The organism is Bradyrhizobium sp. SOJA106 (assembly GCF_059448745.1).
In genome coordinates this window covers 4,493,831-4,513,408 of the sequence record NZ_CM182549.1, presented here as the reverse complement: position 1 = coordinate 4,513,408, position 19,578 = coordinate 4,493,831, and the positions used below count along the sequence as shown (strand labels likewise).

The 19,578-nt window shown below is 64.9% G+C and carries 15 protein-coding genes and 2 tRNA genes; 2 read left to right on the top strand and 15 right to left on the bottom strand.

Annotated elements, in window-relative coordinates; genetic code table 11:
* Positions 1–29: 29 nt before the first annotated feature.
* From AC5V87_RS20825 to AC5V87_RS20810, 4 genes are all read right to left on the bottom strand, one after another.
* On the bottom strand, positions 30–686 hold the full coding sequence (locus tag AC5V87_RS20825; protein ID WP_456838484.1) for a protein-L-isoaspartate O-methyltransferase family protein: 657 nt from the start codon (positions 684–686) through the stop codon (positions 30–32).
* A 135-nt stretch (positions 687–821) separates the two neighbouring features.
* A complete protein-coding gene (locus AC5V87_RS20820; protein WP_456838485.1) occupies positions 822–995 on the bottom strand; it encodes a hypothetical protein in 174 nt (57 codons plus the stop codon).
* Between the two features lie 210 nt (positions 996–1,205).
* A tRNA-Asn gene (locus tag AC5V87_RS20815) sits at positions 1,206–1,280 on the bottom strand.
* Between the two features lie 391 nt (positions 1,281–1,671).
* Entirely contained in the window at positions 1,672–1,932 is a 261-nt protein-coding gene (locus tag AC5V87_RS20810) for a hypothetical protein (protein ID WP_456838486.1), read from the bottom strand.
* 252 nt (positions 1,933–2,184) lie between these two features.
* On the opposite strand from AC5V87_RS20810, the gene AC5V87_RS20805 reads away from it, so the two are divergent.
* A complete protein-coding gene (locus AC5V87_RS20805) occupies positions 2,185–2,379 on the top strand; it encodes a hypothetical protein (protein WP_495367636.1) in 195 nt (64 codons plus the stop codon).
* An 83-nt stretch (positions 2,380–2,462) separates the two neighbouring features.
* Here AC5V87_RS20805 and AC5V87_RS20800 read toward each other — a convergent pair whose 3' ends face one another.
* The 7 genes from AC5V87_RS20800 to AC5V87_RS20770 all read right to left on the bottom strand — a co-directional run bounded on the left by AC5V87_RS20800 (position 2,463) and on the right by AC5V87_RS20770 (position 13,015).
* Positions 2,463–2,609, bottom strand: a complete 147-nt coding sequence (locus tag AC5V87_RS20800) for a hypothetical protein (protein ID WP_495367635.1) — start codon at positions 2,607–2,609, stop codon at positions 2,463–2,465.
* 188 nt (positions 2,610–2,797) lie between these two features.
* A tRNA-Cys gene (locus AC5V87_RS20795) sits at positions 2,798–2,871 on the bottom strand.
* A gap of 191 nt (positions 2,872–3,062) precedes the next feature.
* On the bottom strand, positions 3,063–3,797 hold the full coding sequence (locus AC5V87_RS20790) for a tRNA-uridine aminocarboxypropyltransferase (protein WP_495367634.1): 735 nt from the start codon (positions 3,795–3,797) through the stop codon (positions 3,063–3,065).
* 37 nt (positions 3,798–3,834) lie between these two features.
* Positions 3,835–6,942, bottom strand: a complete 3,108-nt coding sequence (locus tag AC5V87_RS20785; RefSeq protein WP_495367633.1) for an efflux RND transporter permease subunit — start codon at positions 6,940–6,942, stop codon at positions 3,835–3,837.
* Positions 6,942–10,091 carry an efflux RND transporter permease subunit gene (locus AC5V87_RS20780; RefSeq protein WP_495367632.1) on the bottom strand — a complete coding sequence of 1,050 codons (3,150 nt, stop codon included), beginning with the start codon at positions 10,089–10,091 and terminating at the stop codon, positions 6,942–6,944. The genes AC5V87_RS20785 and AC5V87_RS20780 overlap by 1 nt, the downstream gene beginning before the upstream one ends.
* 37 nt (positions 10,092–10,128) lie before the next feature.
* The gene (locus AC5V87_RS20775) at positions 10,129–11,541 is read right to left on the bottom strand and encodes an efflux RND transporter periplasmic adaptor subunit (protein ID WP_495367631.1); all 1,413 of its coding nucleotides are present in this window, start codon (positions 11,539–11,541) and stop codon (positions 10,129–10,131) included.
* The gene (locus tag AC5V87_RS20770; protein ID WP_495367630.1) at positions 11,531–13,015 is read right to left on the bottom strand and encodes an efflux transporter outer membrane subunit; all 1,485 of its coding nucleotides are present in this window, start codon (positions 13,013–13,015) and stop codon (positions 11,531–11,533) included. Before AC5V87_RS20770 ends, AC5V87_RS20775 begins: the two co-directional genes overlap by 11 nt.
* A gap of 634 nt (positions 13,016–13,649) precedes the next feature.
* On the opposite strand from AC5V87_RS20770, the gene AC5V87_RS20765 reads away from it, so the two are divergent.
* Positions 13,650–14,684, top strand: a complete 1,035-nt coding sequence (locus tag AC5V87_RS20765) for a cysteine synthase A (RefSeq protein ID WP_495367629.1) — start codon at positions 13,650–13,652, stop codon at positions 14,682–14,684.
* Positions 14,685–14,830: 146 nt separating this feature from the next.
* Here the strand turns inward: AC5V87_RS20765 and AC5V87_RS20760 are convergent, their stop codons facing one another.
* The 4 genes from AC5V87_RS20760 to AC5V87_RS20745 are packed head-to-tail and all read right to left on the bottom strand — an operon-like array spanning position 14,831 to position 19,338.
* The gene (locus tag AC5V87_RS20760; protein ID WP_283079308.1) at positions 14,831–15,568 is read right to left on the bottom strand and encodes an amino acid ABC transporter ATP-binding protein; all 738 of its coding nucleotides are present in this window, start codon (positions 15,566–15,568) and stop codon (positions 14,831–14,833) included.
* Positions 15,569–15,579: 11 nt separating this feature from the next.
* Complete coding sequence (locus tag AC5V87_RS20755; protein ID WP_495367628.1) at positions 15,580–17,100, bottom strand: amino acid ABC transporter permease; 1,521 nt, start codon at positions 17,098–17,100, stop codon at positions 15,580–15,582.
* Entirely contained in the window at positions 17,097–18,302 is a 1,206-nt protein-coding gene (locus AC5V87_RS20750) for an amino acid ABC transporter permease (RefSeq protein ID WP_456838519.1), read from the bottom strand. The genes AC5V87_RS20755 and AC5V87_RS20750 overlap by 4 nt, the downstream gene beginning before the upstream one ends.
* A gap of 19 nt (positions 18,303–18,321) precedes the next feature.
* Positions 18,322–19,338, bottom strand: a complete 1,017-nt coding sequence (locus AC5V87_RS20745) for an amino acid ABC transporter substrate-binding protein (protein ID WP_456838520.1) — start codon at positions 19,336–19,338, stop codon at positions 18,322–18,324.
* Positions 19,339–19,578 lie beyond the last annotated feature (240 nt).

The following is a 19,578-nucleotide window of genomic DNA, read 5'->3' as shown; positions in this document are numbered from 1 at the left end:
GGAACGGTATTTTAACGGGCCTTGGGCCGTCAGAAGACGAAGCTGGCGGCCCGCTCAAGCCCGGGAAGCACCGGGGCTGCGGCATCGAACAGCGCCCGATGGCCGAATTCACCGTGGGTATGGGTCACGATCATAGCCCGCGGCGGCCTGGACTTGGCGAAAACGCCGAGCAGTCGCCCGCCCGCCCTGAGCTGCCCGAGCAGCCCTTCCGGCGTCACCTCGGTGGCGCCATTGAGGATGATCACGTCGTAAGGAGCGGCAGACGCATCACCCTCGGTGCAAGCCGCAGCCTTGCAGGTGATGTTGGTAATGCCGGAAAGGGCTTCCTTGGCCTTGGCGGCCAGGACCGAATCGCATTCCGTCGCCGTGACGTGGCGGGCGAGCTTTGCGGCCAGCGCGGCGAGGTATCCGGTGGCGCAGCCGACGACGAGCACGTTGTCGCCCTCGCCGATCTCGGCGGCCTGGAGCAGCTTGCCGGTCAGCGCCGGCTTGATCAGGAAGCGCTTGGCGCCACCCTCGCTCACGTCGAGATCGAGGTCGAGATAGGCCAACGCCTGCCGCGCCGGCGGCACGAACGCCTCGCGCGGAACCGTGAGCATGGCGTCGAGGACACGGCGATCGGTGACGTCATTGGTGCGCACCTGGCCATCGACCATTTTGAGGCGCGCGGTCGAAAAACCGGACATTTGCGGACCCTGCAATGCGGACGATGCCGCGGACGGAAGTTGGCGGCATCTTTGGAACAGGCTCCGCGAAAACGCAACACGTCCGTGTGCCCCGGCGAGCCAGGGCTGCGCAAGTCACGGCATGAGCACGCTGGACTATTCGATCGTCACCGCGAGCCGGCCGATCAGCGCGGCAACCTCGTCGAGCCGGGCCGAATCGGGGGTCTCGACTGCACGGGCCAAGCGGGCAAGACATTCATCGTCGCTGAGCTCGGGAAGGTCGGCCGGGAGAATCGAGGGGGCCATGTGGGCTCGGTCGATGTCGGGCATGGGAAGCAGCTCCGTAAGAGTCCGGCCCTGGGAACCTCGATTTGAATTAAGTCGATTTGGCGCCGCCTCCGTGGCGCGACTGCGAGCGTCCACACGAGAGCTTGAGCGATTCTACGCCGGATCGAGACAATCGGTCTTGAGACCGCGCTGAAGCAACGTCGCCCGCCGCATCACGATGCGGATGTAACACATTACAAATGCGATGAAATTTGGCTCCCCGGGCTGGATTCGAACCAGCGACCATCCGATTAACAGTCGGATGCTCTACCGCTGAGCTACCGAGGAAAAGGGCGAACCAGTCGTTCGCGCGGGGTGCGTATAACAAAGCCGCTTGCGCTTGCAAAGGACGAATTCGTCATCATCCGCAACCCGCCCAAGGACGGGCCGCCGGGCGGCCCATCCTCCTCCGCGGCCATACCATCGATGGATTCTGAGAAACCAAATGCTATCGGACGGCGCTGCAATTCTGTTGGACGGCGAATCATTCGGTGAAGTCATTTGACAGAGATATGACGCCCCGACCCAGATGCGACGATGGAGCGAAGCATCCAGATTAGGATCCGCAGCAAATCACCGCTCGTCCACAGTCTGTCCGCAGCATATCCACAGGGTGACCGTGGCGGATTCGCGAGCTCGGTCGACGCACTTGCTGCGCACACATCCACAACGCGGCTGCTCAGCCGCCGGCCTGATCGAACACGGTGCGACAAGCTTCGCTCAAGCTTGACCGGTTACGGCGCAGGCAGGCTGTGATCGCGCGGACGTTGGGGATTTCGCCGGCGCAGAGCCGGTAGACGTCGGGGGTGCAGGCCCGGCGCTGCTCGGGCGTGCCCTGAGCCTGGGCGGCGGAGGCAAACAGTGTGAGAAACAGTCCGATGGTCGAGGCGCGACGCGCCCGGCTCTTCACACCCGCAAACCGCAAGAACCTCGCCTTCATGACCAGTCTCCCGCTCTGCCCGACCGGCCTGCATTGGCCGGTGTGTGAAGGCGTAGGAGAAATAAGCGGCCGAGAATGTGATCTCTTTCACGCTGGCGGCGCGCCCAGCCTGCCTAGATTTGCCCGGGGATTTTTCAGGAATCGCTAACCAATCGGACCGCGATCGTCGGATCGTTAAAATTGGAACGATCGGCTCAATTAGGAAACAAACCGGCTTTGCGACATTCGCACTCCGAATTGCCGGAGGGTGCGATGAGCGAAGCCGAATTCAACTTGCTGCTGGATGCCGTCCGGGACGCCATGGTCCATCAGGATTTTGCGCCCGAGCCGGAGGAGGAATTCGTGCCCCGCTTGTGGAGTTTGAACGCGGCGCCCAAGGCTGCGAATGACAACGAGGGCGCCTGGCCCCTGCTCCCGTTTCCGGACGGCTGGTACGCGGCCGGCTGAGGCCACTTTCCTGATGAGCCCATACGCCCGCGAGCTGCGGGCGTTTTGCTTTTGGCCATGCGCCGAACCCGGCGCGGCCGCGATCAGCTCTTGACGCGCTCCTCGCCGTCCTGCGGCCCCGGGTGGGGCACAGCCGGCGGAAAGATGCTGTCATAGATCGCGCGGGCCTCGCGGATGAGACGGGCCCGCTCCAGTTCGGATTTCGGGACAAATCGGACGATGTCGCCCACGGCTGCTCCAGCTCTTGGTGATGGGGATGCATCACTTCGCAGATGCGAAATCTATGCCATCGGGCCTGAATCGCGGGTATTCGCCAAGCCCCGGGCGAACCCGGTGGCGCCGTCTCGCCTCCCCCGACAGGCTACGGCGGAACTCGCGCCGAAATGCAACTTATGCCTGGAAGATCAGAAGCTTGTGATGGAGGCCACGACCAGAATTGAACTGGTGTACACGGTTTTGCAGACCGTTGCGTAACCACTCCGCCACGTGGCCCCGTAAGAGCGGACCAATATAGGGGATCAATAGCTTAGGCAACCCCGACCGGGTGCCTATGTCCCGGCTCCGACGGGACTGCGCCCGAGGATATCCTCGGTCGTCGGGAAGCCACGATCCGCCCCTCCTCCAGCAGCATCGCGCCCGCCTGTCGCGGGTGCAATCAAGCCTACGGAGGACGTGGGCTGCAATCAGGCTCGTTTGCGACGCCTGAAGTCGCGCCGGCGGCCCTTTGGTGCAGGCTTGGGCGCCAGTTCCGGCATCTCGGCTTGGACCTCGCGGTAGCGCGCTAACAGCCGTTCAAAACTCGCGTGCAGGGTCTCGGCGATATCGGGGCGCCGCTCGAGGCCGGCGAGGATCGTGGCGGCTGCTTCGATGGTCGAGAGCCCATCGCTGCGCGGCTCGCGGCGCAGGCGCCCGTAGCGCGAAGGGTGGGCCGGATTGAGGATCACGCGCTGGCACTTGAGCATCCAGGGATTGCGCCACCACAGCGCCTTGGCCTGGCTCCAGGTGCCGTCGAGCAGCACCACGCCTTCGAGCTTGCCGAGGATGGCACGCTGGTTCTCCGCGACCTCGCCCTTGCGGTTGAGCGCGACGATCTCACCCTCGGCATCGAGATCGGCGGCGCGGGCCGAGCCGAGATAGAGCACGGCCCAGCGCGCGGCGTTCTCGATCGGCCGGCCCAATGCCTTGGATAGGCTCGGCCAGGATAGGCCGACACGTACGGTGGCATCCTCGAAATGCTTCGCCAGCAGGCGCGCGGTGCCGAGCGCCCTGTCCTGCTCCTGGGGGTGCTGGAGGATCAGCAGCGAAAGGCGATTCTCGATCGGCGTGATGCTGTCGCAGATGCACAGCGGCATCGGCTTCTGGCAATGCGGGCATTCGGGGATCGGATCGGCCGGGACCGCGGCTGTGGGGTTCGACATGGTGGCCGCTATACGCTTCGCGCGGCGCTTCAACAACCTATTCCGCCGGCGCAGGCAGCGGTCGCGGCTCGGAGCGGCGCCGCAGGCGGTCGATCAGGAGGTAGATCACGGGCGTGGTGTAGAGCGTCAGGATCTGCGAGACGAACAGGCCGCCGATGATGGTGATGCCGAGCGGGCGGCGCAACTCGGTGCCCGGGCCGGTCGCGACAACAAGCGGAATGCCGGCGAACAGCGCCGCCATCGTCGTCATCAGGATCGGGCGGAAGCGCGCCTGGCAGGCTTCGAAGATCGCCTCCGCCGAAGACAGGCCGCGCTGGCGCTCGGCATCGAGCGCGAAGTCCACCATCATGATGCCGTTCTTCTTGACGATGCCGATCAAGAGGATGATGCCGACGAAGGCGATCACCGTCAGCGGCGTGTTGGTGAGCTGAAGCGCCAGTAGCGCGCCAAGGCCGGCCGAAGGCAGCGTCGAGATGATCGTCAGCGGGTGGGCGAGGCTCTCGTAGAGCACGCCCAACACGATGTACATCGCGACCAGCGCGCCGAGGATGAGAAGCGGCTGGCGACCGCTGGTCCTGGCGAACTCGCCGGCATTGCCGTCAAAGCTGCCGCGGATTCCTTCCGGCATGTGCAGCTCCTCGACGGCGCGCTGGATGTTCTGCGTCGCGGCCTGGAGCGGCACATTTGGCAACAGATTGAACGACACCGTGGTCGAGGGGAACGACTGCGAGTGGTAGACCGCGAGCGCGGCGAGCCCGCGCGTCGCATGCACCACGGCCGAGAGCGGCACCTGCGCATCATTGGCGCCGGCGACGTAGATGTGGTCGAGGTTGGACGGGTCGACCTGGAATTTCGGATCAATCTCCAGCACCACCATGTACTGGTTGCGCTGGGTGTAGATGATCGAGATCTGCCGCTGCGAGAACGCGTTGTTCAGGGCATTGTCGATGTCCTGGACGCGGACGCCGAGCGCCGAGGCTTTTTGGCGGTCGATCGACAAGGTCAGCTGAAGCCCGCCGGGATCGCGGTCGCTGGAGATGTCGGTGATGCCTTCGACGCTCTCCATGCGCTTGGCCACGATCGGCGCCCATTTCTGCAACAGGCTGAGATCGGTGCTGCTCAGCGTATACTGATAGTCGGAATCGCTCTGCCGTCCGCCAGCGCGCACGTCCTGGGCGGCGAACATGAAGAGGCGGATGCCGGGCACCGCGAACAGCGCGCGCCTGAGGCGGTCGATCACGACCTCGGTCGAGACGTGATCGCGCTCCTCCGGCGGCTTCAGGCTGATGAACATGGTGCCGCGGTTCGAGGTTGCAGCGCCCGGGCCCCCGCCTCCGCTGCCGACGGTCGAGCCGATGCCGGCGACGGCCGGATCCTGCATCACGATATCGGCCAGCCGCTGCTGCAGGCCGAGCATGGACTGGAACGAGATGTCGGCCGAGGCCCGCGTCGCGCCGATGACGAAGCCGCTATCATCGGTCGGGAAATAACCCTTGGGGACCTTGACGTAGAGCGTCACCGTCAGCGCGATGGTGGCGAAGAACACCAGCAGCGTCAGCAGCGGGAATTCCAGCACCGTGCGCAAGGTACGGGCGTAGAAGGCGACGATGCGCGACAGCGAGCCCTCGATCAGGCGGTCGAACAACGTCGCCGTGCCGGAGGTGGTCTGCCGGATGTAGTGGGCGCAGATCATCGGCGTCACCGTCAGCGACACCAGCGTCGAGACCAGGATCGCGAAGGTCAGCGTCAGCGAGAATTCGCGCAGCAGGCGGCCGACGATGCCGTCCATGAAGATCAGCGGGGTGAACGCGGCGATCAGCGACAGGCTGATCGAAACGACCGTGAATCCGATCTGCTTCGCGCCGTCCAGCGCCGCCTGCATCGGCCGCATGCCATGCTCGAGGTTGCGGAACATGTTCTCGATCATGACGATGGCGTCGTCGACGACGAAGCCGACCGAGATCGCGAGTGCCATCAGCGACAGATTGTCGATCGAGAAGCCCGCGACCCACATGCCGGCGCAGGTGCCGGCGAGCGCCAGCGGCACCGAGATGCCGGCCGCGATCGTCGGCGTCAGCCGGCGCAGGAACACGAACACCACGACCATCACGAGCATGGCGGTCGCGAGCAGCGTCCATTGCATGTCGAGTACGCTGGCCCGGATCGTGCTGGTCCGGTCGACCAGGGTGGAGATGTCGACGCCGGCGGGGATCCATTGCTTCAATTCGGGGATCAGCGCCTTCAGCCGGTCGACGGTATCGATGACGTTGGCATCGCCCTGCTTGGTGATCTGGATCAGCACCGCCGGCTGCTTGTTGAACCAGGCGATGGAGCGGGCGTTGCGGACGGAATCCTCGATGTCGGCGACATCGGAGAGCCGGACAAAATTGCCCTTCGAGCTCTTGATGACGATGTCGCGGAACTCCTTCGCTGTGCGCATCTGCCTGTTCAGCGCCAGCGTCTCGCTCTGGCGCTCGCCATTGAAGATGCCGACAGGGCCAAGCGGGTTGGCGTTGATGATCGCGGTCCGGACGTCGTCAGTGGCGATGCCGGCATTCGACAGCGCGACGGGGTTGAGCTGCACCCGCACCGCCGGCTGGTCGGCGCCCGACACGGTGACATCGCCGACGCCGGGCACCTGCGAGATGCGCTGCGCCAGCACGGTATCGGCGACATCGTAGATGGCGCTGGCTGACAGCGTCTTCGAGGTCAGCGCCAGCACGAACACGGGCGCGCCGGCCGTGTTGGCTTTGCGGAAGCGCGGCAGCGTCGGCAGGTCGCTCGGCAGGTCAACCAGCGCGGCGTTGATCGCGGCCTGCACGTCGCGCGCGGCCTTGTCGATGTTGCGGCCGATGTCGAACTGGAGCTGGATATTGGTGACGCCAAGCGACGACGTCGAGGTGATCTGGTTGATCCCGGCGATCTCGCCCAGCCGCCGCTCCAGCGGCGAGGCCACGGTCGCTGCCATCACCGACGGATCGGCGCCCGGCCGGCTCGCCGAGACGAAGATGGCCGGGAAATCGACGTTCGGGACCGAGGCGACCGGCAGGAACTCGTAGGCGACCACACCCAGCAGGAACAGCCCGATCGACAGCAGCGTGGTCGCGACCGGCCGGCGGATGAAGGGCTCCGAGATCGACGCCATCACTGCATCCCCTCGGTCGCGCCCGCGACCGGCGGGCCGCCGGATTCGGCCGGCGGCAGCGCCTGTTCGAGGCGGCGATTGATGCGGTCGAGCGCGAGGTAGATCACGGGCGTGGTGTAGAGCGTCAGCAGCTGGCTAAGCAGAAGGCCGCCGATGATGGAGATGCCGAGCGGAAAGCGCAGCTCGGCGCCGGTGCCGCTCTCGATCGCCAGCGGCAGCGCGCCGAACAGGGCCGCCAGCGTCGTCATCATGATCGGACGAAAGCGCAACAGGCACGCCTGCACGATGGCCTCGTGGGCAGACATCCCCTGTCCGCGCTCGGCCTCGAGCGCGAAGTCGATCATCATGATCGCATTCTTCTTGACGATGCCCATCAGGAGGATGATGCCGATCAGGCCGATCACCGAGAGGTCCTGCCCGCACAAGACCAGCGCCAGGATGGCGCCGACGCCGGCCGAGGGCAGCGTCGAGAGGATCGTGATCGGGTGGATGTAGCTCTCATAGAGCACCCCTAACACGATGTAGATCGTGATCACGGCGGCGAGCAGCAGCCAGGGCTGGCCGGCGAGTGCCTTGGCAAATTCGGCGGCATCGCCGGCATAAACGCCGACGATGCTGTTGGGCATGCCGATCCGGGTCTCGATCGTCTTTACCGCCTCGATCGCGTCGCCGAGCGCAGCGCCCGGAGCGAGGTTGAAGCTGAGCGACACCGCCGGGAACTGCGCCTGATGCGAGATCGCCAGCGGCGCCGTGGTGCGCTTCAGTGTCGCCACGGCCGACAGCGGCACCTGGGCGTTGGGCGCGCCGGCGGCGGCGCTCGCCGCGCCTGGCAGATACAGCTTCGACAGGATCGAGGGATCGCGCTGGTACATTGGCAGCGCCTCCAGCACCACGCGGTACTGGTTGGCTTGGCCGTAGATGGTCGAAATCTGTCTCTGAGCAAAGGCGTCGTTGAGCGTGTCGGTGATGGCTTGCAGGCTCACGCCCAGTTGGCCGGCGCGGGTGCGGTCGACGTCGAGCTGCGCCCGCAGGCCGCCCTCCTGCGCCTCGGAGGAGACGTCGCGGAACAAGGGATCGCGCCGCATCTCCGCAATCAGCTTGCGCGCCCATTCTGACACCAGTGCCGCGTCGGTGCCTGTCAGCGTGTACTGGTATTGCGAGCGGCTCGACTGGGTCGAAATCTGCACGTCCTGCACCGGCTGGAAATAGACCGTCATGCCGGGGATGCCGGCGACCTTCTCCTTCAGCCGGTTCACGACCACGCTGACATCGTGGTGCCGCTCGCCGCGCGGCTTCAAGGTCATGACGAGCCGCCCGACATTGGTGGTCGGGTTGACCGAGCCTGCGCCGATCACGGAGACGACGCCGACCACATCGGGGTCGGCCTTGATGGCGTCGGCGGCTTCAGCCTGCCGCTTCTGCATCTCCGCGAACGACACGTCCGGCCCCGCCTCCGTCACGGCCGTGATCGAGGCGGTGTCCTGCAGCGGCAGGAATCCCTTTGGCGCGACGACGTAGAGCACGAGGGTCGCAATGAGGGTCGCAAAGGTCACGACCAGCGTGGCGCGCTGGCGCTCCAGCACCCAGAGCAGCGTGCGGTGATAGAACTCAACGGTGCGATCGATGAAGCGGCTGATTGCGGCGAGCCCCGGCACCGCGAGCTCCTCATGCGCATGCCGCAGCAGCCGCGAGCACATCATCGGCGTCAGCGTCAGCGACACCACGGCCGAGGTCACGACCGCGATGGTCAGCGTCAGCGCGAACTCGCGGAACATACGCCCCACGAGGCCGGACATGAACAGCAGCGGGATGAACACCGCAATCAGCGACACGGTCAGCGAGATCACGGTGAAGCCGATCTCGCTGGCGCCTTTCAGCGAGGCCTCCATCGCGCTCTCGCCGTTCTCCATGTGGCGAACGATGTTCTCGATCATGACGATGGCGTCGTCGACGACGAAGCCGGTACCGATCGTCAGCGCCATCAGCGACAGATTGTCCAGGCTGAAGCCGGCGAAATACATGATGCCGAAGCTGGTGATCAGCGACAGCGGCAGCGCGACACCGGCGATCAGCGTGGCCCGCAGCGAACGCAGGAACAGCAGCACCACCAGCGTCACCAGCACGACGCTGAGGATCAGCGTGAATTGCACGTCGCGCACCGAGGCGCGGATGGTGACGGTGCGGTCGGAGACGATGGTGAGGTTCACGCCGGCAGGAATGGCGCGCTGGACCTTGGGGATTTCGGCGCGGATCTGGCTGACGACGTCGATGACATTGGCGCCGGGCTGGCGCTGGATGTCGATGATGACGGCCGGCGACCCCTGATACCAGCCGCCGGTGCGGTCGTTCTCGAGCCCGTCGACGATCTGCGCGACGTCGGCTATCGTGACCGGCGAGCCGTTGCGATAGGCGATGATGACAGGCTTGTAGGCGTCGGCCGCGGCGATCTGGTCGTTGGCGGCGATGATGTAGGATTGCTGCGCACCGTCGAGCGAGCCCTTCGGCCCGGAGACGTTGGCGTTGGCGATCGCAGTGCGCAGGTCCTCCATGGCAATGCCATAGGCGGCGAGGCGCGCGAGGTCCGCCTGGATGCGCACGGCCGGCTTCAGCCCGCCGAGCACGGAGACGCGCCCGACGCCGGAGATCTGGCTCAGCCGCTGCGCCAGGAGCGTGTCGGCGATGTCGCTCATCGCCCGCAGCGAGATGGTGTCCGAGCGCAGCGCCAGGGTCATCACCGGCGCATCCGCCGGGTTCACCTTGGCATAGGTCGGCGGATAAGGCAGCGTTTTCGGCAGCACGCCGGCGGCCGCGTTGATCGCGGCCTGCACGTCCTGGGTGGCGCCGTCGATGTCGCGGTTGAGATCGAACTGGAGCGAGATCTGGCTGATGCCGAACGAGCTCGTCGAGTTCATCGCCGACAGCGACGGGATCTGGCCGAGTTGCCGCTCCAGGGGCGCCGTGATCAACGAGGCGATCACGTCGGGGCTCGCGCCCGGCAGCTGCGTCGTCACCTGCACGGTCGGGAAGTCGACCTGCGGCAGCGCCGAGACCGGCAGCGCGAAATAGCCGAGGGCGCCGCCGATCAGGAGCGCGATGCCGAGCAGCGAGGTCGCGATCGGGCGGCGAATGAAGGGTTCGGAAACACCCATGGGTTAGCCCTGCCGCGTCACACGGCTGTTGTCGGGATCATGGCTGCTTGGCTCCAGCTCCCGATGAGGCCCCCGGCCCCGGCGCAGGTCCGGTCTGGCCCTTCTGGTCGCCTTCGCTGCTCTTGCGTTTGGCGCGGAACTCGCCGTCCTTCGCCTGTCCGTCCTTTTGCGAGTCTTTCTGACCGTCCTTGGCGCCATCCTTCTTCTGCGCCTCGCCCTGCGGCCCGCGCGACCGCTTGCGCGGGGCGAGATCGGCCGACGGGGTCTGGTCGTCGCGGCCGACGACGACCTTGGAGCCGTCGGACAGATTGGCAAAGCCCGTGGTGACGACCTTGTCGGTCGGCGACAGGCCGCTGGCAATCACAGCATCATGCTCGTTCTGCTGCGTCACCGTCACCGGCTTGGCCGAGACCACATTGTCCTCGCCGATGACGTAGCTGAAGGTGCCGATCGGGCCGCGCTGCACCGCAGAGGTCGGCACGACAAGCGCCTGCATCAAGGTCTCGACCTGGAGGCGGACATTGACGAACTGGCCCGGCCAGAGCTGGTAATTGGCGTTCGGGAATTCGGCCTTGAGCCTCAGCGTGCCGGTGGTCTGGTCGACCTGGTTGTCGATGCCGGTCAGCTTGCCGGTGTCGATCACGGTGACGCCGTCATTGCCGAACACGTCGACCGCGAGCGTGCCCTTTGCGGCGGCCGCATTGACGCGCATGATCTGCTGCTGCGGCAGGCTGAACCATACCGCGATCGGCTGCAACTGCGTGATCACCACGAGGCCCGTGGTGTCTGATGCGTGGATGATGTTGCCCTGGTCGACCTGGCGCAGGCCGGCGCGGCCCGAGAGCGGCGCCACGATCTTGGTGTAGCTCAGCGTCGCCGCCGCGTTGTCGATCGCGGCCTGGTCGGCCTTGACCAGCGCCTCCGTCTGCGCGACCAGCGCCCGCTGTGTGTCGGCCTGCTGCTTGGAGCCGGCATTGGTGGCGGCAAGCTGCTCGTAGCGCGCCAGGTCGATGCGCTGGTTGGCGAGCTGGGCCTGGTCCTGCGCTTTCTTGGCGACGGCCTGGTCGTATTGCGCCTGGTAGATGGCCGGGTCGATCTCGGCGAGCACGTCGCCCTTCTTGACGTCCTGGCCTTCGGTGAAGTTGACCGCGATCAGCTTGCCGTCGACCTGCGAGCGCACGGTCACGGTGTTGAGGGCGCGGATCGCGCCGACGCCGTCGAGATAGACGGGCACGTCCTGGATGCGAGGGGTCGCCGCCAGCACCGGCACCGGCAAATCGGGGCGCTGGTTGCGGTTGTTGGCCTGCTGCTGATGCGTAACGATCCAACCGACGTAACCGAGGCCGCCGAGGATCGCGAGCGTGATCAGGGTCATGACGAAGCCGCGGCCGCGCGACTTTTTCGCCGCTCCCTCTTTCGCGCCTTGCTTCGTGTCCGGCTTAAAGAGCATTGACCGGTTTCTCCATGCGCGGCTCCCAGCCGCCGCCAAGCGCCTGATACAGGCTGACGATGGCAAGAAGCCGTGCGAGTTGGGCCTGCCACAGCGCGTCTTCCGCCTGAAATAGTGTCTGCTGGACGTTCAGCACCGTCACGATGTCGGCGGTGCCGGCGCGCAATTGCTGCTCGGCGAGATCAAAGGCGCGCCGGGACGAGGTGACGACATCGCGCTGCAATTGCAGCTTGATCGTGGTCTGCTTGATCGAGTACAGCGCATTGTCCACGTCGGCAAAGGACTGGACGATGGTCTTGCGGTAGGTCTGGAGCAATTCATCCTGCCGCGCCTTGGCGAATTCGAAATTGCCGAGGATCTTGCCACCGTCGAAGATCGGCTGCGTCGCGCTGCCGACGAGTTGGAAGAACGCCGCATGCGGCTGGAACAGTGAGGCCAGCGCCGAGCTCTGATAGCCGCCATTGCCGGTCAGCTGAATGGTCGGAAAGAACTGCGCGCGGGCATTGCCGATGTTCGCGGTGGCCGAGGCAAGCTGCGCCTCCTGCCGGCGGATGTCCGGCCGCTGCGTCAAAATCTCCGACGGCAGGCCAGGCGTGACCTTGGGGATGGCGATGTTGTTCAGCGAGCCGCCGTGCACCCGCACGCTCTCCGGCGGGCGCGACACCAGCACGGCGAGCGCGTTGACATTCTGGTCGAGCGTCTGGCGCAGCGGCGGCACCGACGCCTTCTGGTTGCCGAGTACGCTCTCCTGCTGCGCGACGTCCAGATCGGTGCTGGTGCCGGCCTTGCGGCGCTCCTTGATGGCATCGAGGATGCGCTGTGCGCTTGCTATGTTGTTCTGCGCGGTCCGCAAGCGGTCCTGCGACGCCAGCACCTGGAAATAGGCATTGGCGACGCTGGCCAGCGTCGTCAGCGCGACGACGTCACGATCGAACCGGTTGGCGATCGCCGTCTCCTCCGCCGTCTGCAGTGCGTCGCGGTTTTGCCCCCAGAAATCGAGCTGATAGCTGGCGCTGAGCGAGGCCTGGTAGTTGACGACCTCGCGGCCGCCGATGGAGAGGCCCGAGGCGCTCGAGCCCGAGGTGCGCGAATAGGTCTCCTGCCCGGTGCCGGACAGGCTCGGCAGCAGCGCCGCACCCGCCTGTCGCGCCTGCGCATCCGCCTCGACGATACGCGCGACGGCGGCAGCGATGTCGAGGTTGACAGTCTGCGCCTCCTCCATCAGTTGCGTGAGCTCGGCCGAGCGAAAGCCGCGCCACCAATCCAGTGACGGCGGCGCATTACCCTTGCCCGCATATTTGTACTGCGTGGGAACGTCGAGCGCGGGATTCGGGAGATCCTGCGTCAGCACGCACGCGCCCGAACTCGCGGCGAGGCACAGCACCGCAAGCCAGCGCGCGGCGCGCCGCATCCGGGATGCAGACTCCGGGGACCGCCGCACGGCGATCACAGAAACATCCTGTGTCACATCCACCCCCCGCCGGGCAGATCGAGCCGCCACCGCCGAGCCGGATTAACCGATTCGCGGCGGAACAGTCGGGAGGCGTTGGATAACCCGCTCACAGGCGATGCTTTCTCGGAACTCTGAGATTCATACTAGCCGGGTGCGGAACAGCGGGACAGTCCCGCAGGTGCGAGATGGTGGGCCGAGCCGCTCTGTACCGGAGCTGCAAAAATGCAAGAAATGCCTGTGTAGCAGAGATTTTTTGCATTTTGGAGCCGCAGCAAAGGACGCTCAAGCTTACTAAGATTTCATGTGATATTGGCGCCACACCGGCGCAGAAGCCGTTTGATCCGGCCGCACTAGCAGCAACCTGCAACATGCTGCTTTGGCTCCGTCTGAAGCGCGCGTGGGCGGGTCTCGCAAGGCCATCGATGATCGCGGCTGACGCACATCTATGTCCTCCGTCCTCCGCGCCATTCACTTTGTTAGGCTGCTCGCGACGGCCATATCTTCCATGGCCGGACGGTGATCGAAAATATCATTTCACCAATTTCCAGTGTTGCTTTCCGCCACTTTCGCCGCAGCGCAAAAGCCTTCCCCTTTGGCCTCCCAAGCACTAGGTTCTGGCCAACCGGATCAACCCTTGCCAGTGATTTCCCCCGATATGACCATTCGAAACGACGTTGTCGAAGCCATCGGCAACACCCCGCTGATCAAGCTCAAGCGCGCGTCGGAATTGACCGGATGCACCATCCTCGGCAAGGCCGAGTTCATGAATCCCGGGCAGTCGGTAAAGGACCGCGCCGGCAAATGGATGATCCTGGAGGCCGAGAAGCGCGGCGAGCTCAAGCCGGGCGGTCTCGTGGTGGAAGCGACCGCCGGCAACACCGGCATCGGCCTTGCGGTCGTGGCGAGCGCGCGCGGCTACCGCACGCTGATCGTGATCCCGGAGACGCAGAGCCAGGAGAAGAAGGATTTCCTGAAGCTCTGCGGCGCCGAGCTGATCGAGGTGCCCGCCCTGCCCTACGCCAATCCCAACAACTACCAGCATGTCGGCCGCAGGCTGGCCGACGAGCTGCGCAAGACCGAGCCCAATGGCGTGCTGTTCGCCGACCAGTGGAACAATCTCGACAATGCCAAGGCGCATCACGAGTCCACTGGCCCGGAGATCTGGGAGCAGACCGGCGGCAAGGTCGACGGCTTCGTCTGCTCGGTCGGCAGCGGCGGCACGCTCGCCGGCGTCAGCCGCTATCTGAAAGAGAAGAACAAGGACATCCGCATCGCCTGCGCCGATCCGCACGGCGCCGGCATGTACGAATACTTCAGGACTGGCGATGCCAAGGCGACGCCCGGTGGCTCGATCACCGAGGGCATCGGCCTCAACCGCGCGACCGCGATTGTCGAGACCGCCAAGGTCGACGAGGCCTATCTCATTCCCGACACCGAGGCTGTCACCGTCATCTATGAGCTGCTCCAGCACGAGGGCCTCTGCCTTGGGGGCTCGACCGGCATCAACATCGCAGGCGCAATGCGGCTCGCCAAGCAGCTCGGACCCGGCAAGACCATCGTGACCGCGCTGTGCGATTCCGGCAGCCGCTATCAATCAAAACTGTTCAACGCGGATTTCATGCGCGCCAAGAACCTGCCCGTGCCGGAGTGGCTCGAGAAGCGCAGCAACATCAAGCCGCCGTTCGTCTAGGCGAGGTGCTGGCGCTTGTTTTAGCGGTCGCGGCCCAGCTGCCGTAGGGTGGGCAAAGCGAAGCGTGCCCATCGGTTGTTGCGGCCACGGACGATGGTGGGCACGGCGCAAAAGCCTTTGCCCGCCCTACGGCAGCACGGCTTGGATCACCGCAAGATCTGGCTCAAAAACAGCTTCGTCCGCGCATGCTGCGGAGCCGCAAAAAACTCATTGGGCGTGTTGGCCTCGATGATCTGGCCAGCGTCCATGAACACGACGCGGTTGGCGACCTCGCGGGCAAAGCCCATCTCGTGGGTGACGACCAGCATCGTCATGCCCTCCTCGGCGAGGTCGACCATGGTGTCGAGCACCTCCTTGACCATCTCGGGGTCGAGCGCCGAGGTCGGCTCGTCGAACAGCATCACCTTCGGATTCATGGTCAGCGCACGCGCGATCGCGACGCGCTGCTGCTGGCCGCCGGACATCTGGCCCGGAAACTTGTTGGCCTGATGCGGGATCTTGACCCGCTCCAGAAATTTCATCGCGGTCGCCTCGGCGTCCCTCTTCGGAATGTTGCGCACCCAGATCGGCGCCAGCGTGCAATTGTCGAGCACCGTGAGATGCGGGAATAGGTTAAAACTCTGGAACACCATGCCGACCTCGCGGCGCACCGCGTCGATGTGCTTGAGGTTCGGCCCGAGTTCGATGCCGTCGACGACGATTTCGCCCTCCTGGAACTCCTCAAGTGCGTTGATGCAGCGGATCAGCGTCGATTTGCCCGAGCCCGAAGGTCCGCAGATCACGATGCGCTCACCCTTCTGGACCTCGAGATCGATGTCACGCAGAACGTGGAAGTCGCCGTACCATTTGTTCAGGCCGGAAATCTTGACGATGGGCTCGGACATGGTGACCTCGATCAGTTGCGGCGGTGGGCGTTGAGGCGGTGCTCGACGAAGAGCGAGTAGCGTGACATTCCAAAGCAGAACAGGAAATAGATGATACCGGCAAAGGCAAAGCCGGTGAACAATGTCGACGGCGCTGACCATTTCGGATCCGCGAACGAGGCGCGCAGCGAGCCCAGCAGATCGAACAGCGCGACGATCGACACCAGCGAGGTATCCTTGAACAGCGAGATGAAGCTGTTGACGAGGTTCGGGATGACGTGGCGCAGCGCCTGCGGCAGCACGATCAGCGAGGTCGTCTTCCACCAGGACAACCCGAGCGCCGCCGCCGCTTCGCCCTGACCTCGCGGGATCGCAGCCAGGCCGCCGCGGACATTCTCGGCCTGATAGGCGCCCGTGAACAGCGCGATCCCGATCAGCGCGCGGACGAGGCCGTCGACCGTGAAATTGCCCGGCAGGAAAAGCGGCAGCATGTAGGTTGCGAAGAACAGCACCGTGATCAGCGGCACGCCGCGCCAGAATTCGATGAAGGCGATCGAGAAGATCCGGATCAGCGGAATGGTGGAACGGCGGCCGAGCGCCAGCGCAATGCCGATCGGCAATGACGTGACGATGCCGGCGACGGAAACCACCAGCGTCACCAGAAGACCACCCCAGAGCCGCGTCTGCACGACCGCCAGTCCGCCGTGATCGAGCCCCATCAGCTTGATCACGATGGCGATGGCGATGAAAGTCACGATGCTCCATGCCAGCAGGCGCCATCCCGTGCGCACGCCGCCGCCGAGCACAAAGGCGATCAGCGAGACGACGGTCGTGGTGATCGCAAAATCGGTCCAGACCGATTGGCCTGAGCCCTCGAGCTGGTCACGCAGCCAGGTCAGGGGAAAGATCAGCCAGAAGATGGCCTTGCCGACCAGCACGATCAGGTTGCCGACGGCCCACAACAGCGGAGCGATGGCCGAGGTCTTGCTGAGACCGAGCAGGACCTGCCCGGCGCCGATGACGCTGTCGTCGAACAATTGCAGCAGCCCCGCCGTCCAGCTCACGCCGAAGCCCGAGATCCCGCCGCCATGCAGCAGGAAGAACGCGACGACGGGAAAGGCGAGGAAGAACAGGCCGGCGTTCACAGCCTTCGCGGGCAGGCGCGGAACGAGCATTGGCGCGAGCAGGACCGCCGTCAGGGCGAATGTGAGATTGACGCGCCAGCGCTCGGCCTCGGGATAGAAGCCATAGATCAATTGCGGCAGCTTGGCCTGGATGTAGGGCCAGCAGGCGCCGACCGCAAAACCTGCGTTTTCGGTCAGGCACGCCGCACGGTCATTGCCGGTCCAGACCGCGTCGACGAACAGGAACCTGACTGACGGAACGATCGTGAACCAGAGCAGCAAGGCACTGACGATGGTGATCAGGACGTTGGTCGGCGAGTTCAAAAGGCGCGTGCGCACGAGGCCAATGAAGCCCGTCGTCCGCACCGGCGCAGGACGCTCGGTGAGCAGATCCTGCCGGACATAGGCGGATGAGGTGATATCGGTCATGCGCCGAGGCTCCGGCTGACGCGCCAACCGTACACGCTCATGATCGCGCTGGTGAGCAGCGAGATCAGAAGATAGACGCCCATCGTCATGGCGATGATCTCGATCGCCTGCCCGGTCTGGCTCAGCGACGTGCCGGCCCAGACCGAGACGAGGTCAGGATAGCCGATCGCGACCGCGAGCGAAGAATTTTTCGTGAGATTGAGATATTGGTTGGTCAGCGGCGGCACGATGACGCGCATCGCCTGCGGCACGACGATCAACCGCAGCGTGGCGCCGCGGCTGAGGCCGAGCGAAGACCCCGCCTCCATCTGCCCCTTGTGCACGGACAGGATGCCGGCGCGCACGATCTCGGCGATGAAGGCGGCGGTATAGGTCGACAGCGCCAGCGTCAGCGCCACGAACTCCGGAATGATGCGCGAGCCGCCGGCGAAGTTAAACCCCTTCAGCTGCGGCAGCTCGACGGTGAATGGCAAGCCGAACACCATGATAGTGGCGAGCGGCAGCCCAAACAGCAGGCCCAGCACATAGGGCCAGATGCGGATCATCTGCCCGCGCTGGAACAGCGCCCGCCTCGCATGGAGACGCAAGCCCACCGCAGCGATGATGCCGAACGCCAGCGCCGCCAGGAACGGCTCGAGCCCGCTCTCGCCGATCGGACGGGGAATGACGAGGCCGCGATTGCTGATGAAGGCGATGCCGAGCAGCGAAATGCTTTGCCTGGGATTAGGCAAGGCCGCAAGAACCGCGAGGTACCAGAACAGGATCTGGAACAGCAGCGGCAGGTTGCGGATGATCTCGACATAGATTTCGCCGACGCGCGACAACAGCCAGTTGGGCGACAGCCGGCACAGCGCGACGATAAAGCCGATCACGGTGGCGAAGAAAATGCCGACGACCGAGACCACGAGTGTATTGAGGAGCCCCACGACGAACACCCGCAGGAACGTGTCCGAGCCGTTGTAGGAGATCAGGGTCTGATTGACGTCGAAGCCGGCATTATTCCGGAGGAAGCCGAAGCCGGCAGCGATGTGCTGGTTCTCGAGATTGGCGCGGGCGTTGGAGATGATCTCATAGCCGATCCAACCAAGGATCGCCGCGAAGGCAAATTGGACGGCAACGCCGTTCCAGCCTGCCTTGCCGCCCAGAATGCGCCTGACCTTCAGCGCGATCTGGGCCGGCGGTTTTCGAGCCTCGGTGCTCATCGCCGCGGATCAGGCGGAATCAGCGGATCGGCGGCGCGTATTGGAGACCACCCTTGTTCCAGAGGTTGTTGAGACCGCGATTGATCGCGAGCGGCGAGCCCGAGCCGACGTTGCGGTCGAACACCTCGCCGTAATTGCCGACGGCCTTCACGATCCGGATCACCCAGTCCTTGGTGAGACCGAGCTGTTCGCCGAAATTGCCGTCGGTGCCGAGCACGCGCTTCAGCTCCGGATTTTCCATCTTGAGCTTCTCGTCGACGTTCTTCGAGGTGATGCCGAGCTCTTCGGCAGTGACCATCGCGAAAAGCGTCCATTTCACGATGTCGAACCACTGGTCGTCGCCGTGGCGCACCATCGGTCCCAGCGGCTCCTTCGAGATGATCTCGGGGAGCACCATGTGGTCGTTGGGATTGGCGAGCTTGAGGCGGTTGGAGTAGAGGCCCGACTGGTCGGTGGTGAAGACGTCGCAGCGGCCGGCCTCATAGGCCTTGACCGTTTCGTCGTTGGTGCCGAACGCGATCACCTCGTACTTCATGTTGTTGGCCTTGAAGTAGTCGGCGAGATTTTGCTCGGTGGTGGTGCCGGTCTGCACGCAGACCGAGGCGCTGTTCAGCTCCAGCGCGGAATTCACCTTGAGCGACTTCTTCACCATGAAGCCCTGCCCGTCGTAATAGGTCACGCCGGTGAAGTTGGCGCCGAGCGAGGTGTCGCGCGAGATGGTCCAGGTGGTGTTGCGCGAGAGCACGTCGATCTCGCCGGATTGCAGCGCGGTAAAGCGGTCCTTGGCCGAGGTCGGCACGTACTTGACCTTGGTCGGGTCATTGAAGATGGCGGCCGCAATCGCGCGGCAGACGTCGACGTCGAGGCCGGTCCAGTTGCCCTTGTCGTCCGGCGAGGAGAAGCCCGGCAGGCCCTGGCTGACGCCGCAGGACAGTGTGCCCCGATCCTTGACGGTCTTGAGCGTTTGCGCTCCGGCGGTCTGGGCAGTCAGGCCGGCGGCGAGAGCGAGAGTGAGAGCCAGGGTTACGCGTTTCATGGGCTGAAGGCCTTTCAAGGTCGTCTCAAGGAACGTTGTCTCAGGATCGTCTCTGCCAGGACTAGGCGTCGCAGGACGAGCCCTGCAAGAGTCATGCTGGAAACTTTGCCGAACACCCGCCCATCCCGAGAGGCCATAACCTAATCCCCGCCGCAGGCGCCCGCCTTTGTGGCTGTGGCGCAAGGTCCGGTCAGACGATGGATCGAAGGTCGCGGCAGGCCCCTCAACATGCGGCGACTG